This is a genomic window from Streptococcus oralis (assembly GCF_001578945.1).
GTDB classification, from domain to species: domain Bacteria; phylum Bacillota; class Bacilli; order Lactobacillales; family Streptococcaceae; genus Streptococcus; species Streptococcus oralis_Q.
Genome location: NZ_KQ969556.1, coordinates 15,305 through 23,007 on the forward strand (window position 1 = coordinate 15,305; position 7,703 = coordinate 23,007).

The following is a 7,703-nucleotide window of genomic DNA, read 5'->3' on the forward strand; positions in this document are numbered from 1 at the left end:
GAGCAGAAAGGCCACATCGTGAGGGTGGAAGTTGACGGCAAGAGACAAGATATAGGATTGGATGGTTTCAGACTTCCCTGAACCCGTCGTCCCTGCGATCAAACCATGTGGCCCATGGGCCTTTTCATGGAGGTTGAGCTGAACCAAGTCATCCTTACCTCGTAGACCAATTGGAACAGCCAAACTCTTATAAGGGGCGTTCTTTTTCCAACGACTCGATACCTGCAAGTCTTCAAAGGTCTCTGCCCCATACATTTCCATAAAGGTCACAGAGTCTGGGATCGAACTCTTGAGGTTTTGGAGGTGGTTGAGCGGTGCCAAGGTACGGGCGATCCGCTCCTTGTCATAATCTGCTGGGAAATGATCCAAACGGAAGTCCGTCTCTTTCAAGCCCCCTTCTTCCATGACCAATTGGCCCGTATTACGGTCCTTGATGTTGATGACTGTCTGGATATTCTCAGACAAGGAACTCATCACATCCTCCACAAAGACCAACGAACAGCCTAATTCTGTAGGATCTTCGGTAAAGAACTCCATAATCACGTGGTCCAAAATCAGTTTTTCATCGGTCACTAAAACCACATAATGGGGATGGAAAAGCGTGCTCTCCTTATGGGAGGCTTCCTCTTTTTGGGTACGGCGCAGTTTTAAGATTTGGTTCAAACTGTTTAAAACTTGGTCCCGTGTCCGTTGATTGTAGACAAAACCACGGACATTCAGCTCTTGTAGCTTGGCATGCGGAAGCCACCGCATCCAAGACCATTGGTTTCTCTCCTCTTCAGGCAGGATGGTAATAAACTGCACATCGTGATAAGAGTGGAAAGTCGCTAACTGCATGACCAACAGCTGGAGCTGTTCTAAGACAAGATTTCTAGGTCCGACATACCCCACTGGTCCATGGCTGAGATTTGCTGGAATAGGCATATCGGGAATCTTTTTATGACGGCTATAAAGCGCATAGCCCTCTTCTTCTAACGCATCCTTCTTCCCGCTTCGCTCCTGTTGACCATAACTCAGCTCATAGCTGGTAGGAAGTTTTCCTAACCCCAAGCGATAGTATAGGAAGTCAAAATGCAAAGGAGTCTTTTCGTAAATCCGATGGTTGTAGCTCTCAACCAAATCCGTCAATTCTAGAACCGTCGGAAAGTGGTAATGCATCCCTTCTTTTTGTTCCCGCTCCAGACGGGTCAATTCCATGGCCTTATCTCTCAGATAAAGATGATATAGGTCAACCCGCTCCTTCTTATCCGCCTTATACTTCTTACGGTTTTTGATAAAACCACGGATTGAAAAAATCAAGCTGGCAGCTGACATCCCGACCGTAGCGAGAATATAGATGCCTCGCGGTTGGACAAGGGTAATGAGGACAGTGACACCAATCATCATAAGGGGAGGAATAATTAATTTTAAGAGTTCATCACTGGGCTTACTTGGTTCCTGTCCTGGAGGATTGATCAAGATTTTATCCTCACTCCCACGATAGATGATACGTGGTGAACGGTGATAATCTGGATAATCCTCATAAAAGCCATAACGAGAGGGCTCTCTTAGGGGCAATTGGTCTCCAACCTGAGCGGGTCCTTGAACCCAAACTTCATCTGGATAGAGTTTAATCGTCACTCCCCCAATACTCAGCTCATCTCCAAAGCGAAGCAGTTGCTGGTCCTCTACCTCCAAACGATTATTTCGATAGAAGGTGCCCTTTAGCCGTGTCAAACTCCATTGATTCTGAGATTTTTGGAGTAAGAGTTCAATCGCTTCGTCTACTGTGATCAGTGCGTCTTTCTGTGAAGCAATCTGAAACTCGGATAAGTCCAATAGATCATAAATTCGTGTCTCTCCCTCGCGAAGGTAAAAAACGACTTCCCCCAGAGTTAGTCCGTCCTTCAAAAGGCCCGTTTCTTCCCCATACTGATAAAAAATATCCTCCCCATCAATCTTAAGTTGAATAGGAACAGTCTGTTGAGGGAGATGGACCTGCGCCTTTTCAGTTGCACCAAGCAAGACGGTCTTATCAGCTCCTAGCTCGACTTCATAGCGTAGACCCAGGCTATAGAAAATGATCTCTTTTGTCATATATGCTCTCCTTGGTCTCCTTTAATTGCTCGAGGAAGCGCTAGGCTTTTTCTCTGACGATGGCTTGGTCTCAGGTGCCTTATCCGCTTGACTGGAAGCACCAGAGTTCGCACTTGAGCTAGACTCACTAGTCAAGAGGGCGCTGCGACTATCCCAGTATTTCTTATACTCGCTTTCCAAAGCATTCAATTTGCTTTCGCGATCCTTCCCTGACAACTGATCGTCCTCACGAACCTGCTTGATTTCTTGGGTCAAAGCATAGAGAATCAAATCGCTGTCATTGATCCGCTTCGCGGTATCAAGGGCATCCTCAAAACGATTACGTCCAACTTGAATCCAATAGGTCAGGTACAGTTCATCCGACTTGAGGGTAACATTATTCAAGATGACCTTCTTTTGGTCTGAAGAAAATTCCAAACCTTGAATATAAGAGTAAGCCAACTCATACTTTTGCGTATTAGGAAGACCGGATGGGGAAATCCCTTCTAACTCTGTAATCACACCACTGTAATCCACCTTGATAAAGGCCGTATCTGCCTGCAATAACTTCTCTTTAAAAGGATTTTGGATGAAAATCAGATAGATCAGAGGAACAACTAACAAAACGACACTCGCTGTTAGCCAAATCGTTGCCAATTTAAAGATCCGGTGGCGTCTGCTTGGTACCAAGACGAGTTCTGCCTGTTCCTTTGCGGTCTTCTCCACATAATACTTCTCCAATACGGCTACTGCAGTGGCGATATCCTCAGCCTGACACAAGTCCGTAAGAAAGTCTGGGAGAGTTTCCAGTTCCAAGGAACCATTGTAGAGATCCATGAAATCCAAATCACTAAAGAGGGTCACAGCAAAGCACTTAGCTTGACGTAAAAAGTCCTCTGAGGAGACTGCTTGAGGGGTCATGAGACCGGGTACCCCACGATAGGCAATCTTTGCCTGGGCATCCTTGGTGATAAAAAGATTCATCGGATGCAAAAGAAAGGTCACCGGCAAGGCCAAAGCCGCTTCTAAACCAAAGACATTTAGGGCCAAACGAATTCGCTCTGAAATGGTTCGGCTCTTCACTTCCTCATAACCAAGGCCATGGGGCTCTAGCTGATACCTAAACGTCACACTATCCTCATCTGCCTCCATGGTCTGTTCCAAAAAGAGCGGATGATGCAAATCCAAAAGCCGAAGCTCCCGCAAATCCTGACTGGCTACATCCGAGCGTTTGAGGCTCAATTGCCAAGTCGTGTCAGTTTTTTCATAGATAAATGGCTGCTCGCCAAATACAAATTTTTCCTCAGTCACTTATATCTCCTCTATCTCTACTAAATCTCCTGTCGTCATAGGATAATCCGACAAATACTTACCTTCATCAAGCAATAGACCCTTGTTCACAATTCGTAGCTGGTACTTCTTGCGCCTGCGACCAGAGTTGAAAATCGTATCTATTTCCCGAATCAAGCGACGAACCTCAATTCGAAGCGGAATCCGAATATCCACATCCCTTTCTCTTAAGCGCAGGGTAATATTGATATGTTGCTCCATTTCTCACATCTCTCCTATCTGATTTATCCTTTTTCTACTCAGTTGGGATGAACCATCTACCAAAGCAAAATTAGTCCATTCCCTCTACCATTACCCGATAACTCATCATAGCCGTTGTTCCAATAAGCAACAAAACGAGAGCTACATAAAACATCTCTGGAAGAAAGTCCGTCAGACCTCCCTTTTCGACAGTACCGATATGAGTTTGGAATTTGGAAATTTTTTTAGAATTTGGTTGAAATAATTGCTCTTCTGGGGACTTCTGTTTCGTCTCCTGTATAGCAGAAAACAGCTGGCCCCTTTCGGTGATCAACTGTTCCTCTTGGTAATGCTGGATATCCTGCAATTTTTTCTGAGTTGCCTCATTAAAAAGATCCTTGATCTGTTCAGACTGCACACCAAACTTCATTCCCTCTTTCTTCTCAAGTCGGGAGTCATCAATCTGGAGACTATTATCCTTCAAATCATCTGCAGCAGTCACTGAGACTGCCGCACATGCTCCAAAGATAAGAAGTAAAAGAATTAATTTTTTCATATCCTTGCTTTTCTATTCTTTCTCAGTTTGAGTCGCTTGGTACTGAAAGTTTCTTCCTTTAAAAAAGGTATTCACCACAAGTAACACAGCTATGGCTACTATCATCGCAATGAAGGCTAGTAGAGCAGCTGGATGACCATCAAAGTAACCTGAAAGCAATCCTTCTAGTACAGACAAAGCATTGAGATTTTTAATAAAGGCTGGGAATCCTGTCAAGCTAGCTGTTGTACCAATCGCATTTGAGAGATAAACAAAGCTAATCATCATAAAGAAGGCAAGACCCATTCCAATCGCTCGGAGATGTTTTAGGAACAAATACTGTCCTTGAACTAAAATAAAGCCAGCCAAGACAATCAACAAGACCCACGATGGTTGGTACTCACGTCCAACCTGAAGTTGAATATTAGATACAATACCGATGACTAGCCCGATAGCTGCGGCCAAGAACGATAAAATACCAACCGTCAGAATATCTGTATCATGTAGCTTATCTAGTTTGAACTTATCTTTAACTTTGCGAATAACATTTTGAGTTGCAAACAGGTAAGCCGTAAAGAGACTAACAATCTCCAATAGTAAAATCCATGTAAACGGACGGTAAACATTGACAGTCGCTTTTACTGAAGTAGAATTTTGAGCAACAGGGTTTGATAAGAAGTTTAGTAATACTTCGTTTGGTACTCCATTTTCATAGGCATTATTCAGAACCTTCACAAAGGATTCTACAAAGTTTCCATTATTAGTCAATTCTTCATTAAACTGCGTCATCAAAGATTCTGCATCCTGAGACAACTTTTCAGTACTTGTTTGAGCGTTTAACAATTCACGATTGAAATTACCTAAAGTCTCATTTACAGACTCTGCAGCTTTGACATTACTCTGAGAAGAAGTCTTCACACCCGTAGTTTCTGATAAGAGAGCTGCATACTCTGAATTTAGGGCAGTCAATTGTTTATCAGTATCTTCAAAAGCAGCATTGCCTCCCCCTTGCTTCTCAACCAAATCATTTAGCTTATTTTCCAACTGCTCGTACAAGACTAACTGTTCCTTGATTTTTGTATTCAATTCTTGGTTGGTAGTCAAAACATCCTGCACATTTTTTTCTAGAACAGGCTTCAGAGTAGTCAGTTCTGACAAGGCTTTATCTACTTTTCCTTTAGCACCATCAGTTTCTGTATCACTAGCAGGTGTAGTTAAGCTGTCTTCATATTTCTTCAGATTTGAACTAATAGCTTCAAACCAAATATTTGACAAAGCATCTGTTACATCACTATTTCGTAACTCTTTGACAGTATTGTATGCTTGTTTGAGTGCTTCTACCTTTTGGTAGTCAGAAGCTATTTTCTGAACCTTTTGTCCATAAGACACTGCTGCTTGCTGAACACGTAACACATCTACTGGAGCACTAGCTGCTTGGACATCATTCAAGGAAATATCAATAGTCTTTGGTTCTGCTTTTGGAGTTGGGCTTGGAGTCCCAGTTGAACCTGTAGTTGAGGCTACCTCTGCAACACTATAAGCTACTTTGAAAGTCCCACCAGTCTTCAAATCGATCTCTTGGCCTAACCGGACCGGTATGCCATCATAAGTGACTGAGTGGACTGTCACTCCTGATTCAGCTTTCCATGATACCTTAGCCTTTGTTCCTGTTCGTCCAACAGCACTCGTACTTGTGATTGCCTGACTTTCCAAATTCTTCAAATCAGTCGAATTGATCTCGTCGCTAGGTTCTTTGATTGTTTTTAATTCAGTATAGTCTACAGAAGGAATTGTGATCGGTGTCATACCAAAACCACTAAATTCTTTTCCGCTAAAGTTTTCTTTTGGTAATTCTGAGATTGCAGAAGCCAACTGCTCTTTGAGAGATTCTTCAACCTTCTCTAGGTCCTTGTTTGCAGCTTTATCCAAAAATTGCTTAAGAGTGATTTTGCTCTTCTCACTTGTTCCATAGTAAGCGGCTAATTTCTCAGTAATAAAGTTACGAATATCCTTTTTATGATTTTCAAACTTCGTTCTTTCGTCTGTTAGATTGGTCTGTAAACTATCAATCTCTTTGCTGATGTTTTCTGCTACTGTTTTATAGGAAGACCCAACTTCTGGTGACGTACCATCAGAGGATACTGCTGTTCCATCTATATTAGATGTCAGATTATCTTGAGCTTCAATTAATTTCTTATAAGTTTTAATTTGACCCTGAACATCTTCCCGACTCTGGGAGATAAGCTGGGTGATAATATCCGCATAATTCTTCTTCTCATCTACTCTATTCTGAAGCAGAGTAGCAAAATTTTTGCCATAGGCAATCTGTGAAACATCAAAATGATCAAAAATCTGTGAGTAGCTCTCTAAACCTGTCTTTAAAGAACTGTTGGCGTCAACTGATGAGCTAGACATAGTATAGAGAGTTGGGAAAAGATTTTTAGAATTGATAGCTGTCCCATATAAGTTCGTACGATAGTTTCCGATATTAGTTGCTTGTATCTGTGAGCTAGCTTGAACATTCTTTTGTGCTGTATAAAGGTTGTTCAAAATACTAGCCATATACATGTCAACTAACTGACCATTCAAATCAGCAACAATATCTTTTGCTAGTTTATTTGCATCATTTTCTACTTGCAAATTTCCCTGCGCATTTACCTTATAATTGATAGTTGTCTTATCAACATTGATACTGTTAATATCGAGTATTTTTTCAGAAAAATCACTAGGAATTGTTAAAACGAGTTGGTATTTCCCACTTTCTAACCCAGAATCAGCTGCTCCACGAGGAACAACAGACCAATTTTGTGAATTATCACGCTCGATATTTTTTACATAACTAGCACCCAGATTATACTCTTTTGTATCAACATAGACTGGCTTATCTTCATTTACAATAGCCACATTTAATTTGGTCTGTTGATTTACTTTTGCACTATTCTCATTATGAATAGTTGTATTTTTTTGAACAGATAGATTCAAAAAAACCATTAATGCAAGCAATACTAATGCTAACAGACTACTTCCTATATATTTAAAAATTCTATTCTTCCTCATATTACTTTAAATCTTCTCCGTCATAAAAAATAGGAAGGCTCTCGCCCTCCTAAAGCCACTTATAACAAATTAATGAATTTGCGCTGCAATATCTTGGTCAGTTTGTTCAACGATGTCTGCAACTTTAAGCAACTGTGCATTGATTTCATCAAGCAAAGTCGCAAACTCATCAATTTTTGGAGACAATGCTGTAAACTGTTGATCAAAGCTATCAAAAGCTGAACCTTTCCAGTTACTTCTGATAGTTTCTTGTTCGTTGCTTAACGTACGTAGTACTTGTCTTACTTCTTCGGCACCACTAGTGTATTTTTGAGCAGACGTACGTAGATCTTCTGGTGTTAATTGAATTAAAGCCATGTGAATCTCCTTTAAATTAATTTATACCTTCATTATATCAACAATTTTAGCCAACCGCAAGCTTAAAACTCAATTTTATGATAATTAATTAAAGATAAAACCCTTTTCTATCTAAGGGAAGTAAAAAGTCTTGGATGTACTGCCCCTAAAAAGTTAGACAGATAATTCT

Annotated in this window: 6 protein-coding genes; all 6 read right to left on the reverse strand. The window is 41.2% G+C overall.

Annotated features, from left to right (window positions below; all coding sequences use genetic code 11):
- The coding region (locus SORDD16_RS08975) for an FtsK/SpoIIIE domain-containing protein (RefSeq protein ID WP_277730548.1) at positions 1-2,076 on the reverse strand (2,076 nt) is incomplete at its 3' end.
- Positions 2,077-2,097: 21 nt separating this feature from the next.
- Complete coding sequence (gene essB / locus SORDD16_RS08980) at positions 2,098-3,366, reverse strand: type VII secretion protein EssB (protein WP_061453181.1); 1,269 nt, start codon at positions 3,364-3,366, stop codon at positions 2,098-2,100.
- Complete coding sequence (locus tag SORDD16_RS08985; protein ID WP_061453182.1) at positions 3,367-3,606, reverse strand: EsaB/YukD family protein; 240 nt, start codon at positions 3,604-3,606, stop codon at positions 3,367-3,369.
- A 70-nt stretch (positions 3,607-3,676) separates the two neighbouring features.
- A complete protein-coding gene (gene essA, locus SORDD16_RS08990; protein ID WP_061453183.1) occupies positions 3,677-4,141 on the reverse strand; it encodes a type VII secretion protein EssA in 465 nt (154 codons plus the stop codon).
- A gap of 12 nt (positions 4,142-4,153) precedes the next feature.
- Positions 4,154-7,177: a type VII secretion protein EsaA gene (esaA, locus tag SORDD16_RS08995; protein WP_061453184.1), complete on the reverse strand. Its 3,024-nt coding sequence runs from the start codon at positions 7,175-7,177 to the stop codon at positions 4,154-4,156.
- A gap of 69 nt (positions 7,178-7,246) precedes the next feature.
- Positions 7,247-7,534, reverse strand: a complete 288-nt coding sequence (locus SORDD16_RS09000; RefSeq protein ID WP_001173990.1) for a WXG100 family type VII secretion target — start codon at positions 7,532-7,534, stop codon at positions 7,247-7,249.
- Positions 7,535-7,703: the final 169 nt, after the last annotated feature.

Coding starts and splice junctions, on each gene's coding strand:
- SORDD16_RS09000 (WP_001173990.1), bottom strand. CDS start 7,534: ATGGCTTTAATTCAATTAACACCAGAAGATCTACGTACGTCTGCTCAA.
- essA (WP_061453183.1), bottom strand. CDS start 4,141: ATGAAAAAATTAATTCTTTTACTTCTTATCTTTGGAGCATGTGCGGCA.
- esaA (WP_061453184.1), bottom strand. CDS start 7,177: ATGAGGAAGAATAGAATTTTTAAATATATAGGAAGTAGTCTGTTAGCA.
- SORDD16_RS08985 (WP_061453182.1), bottom strand. CDS start 3,606: ATGGAGCAACATATCAATATTACCCTGCGCTTAAGAGAAAGGGATGTG.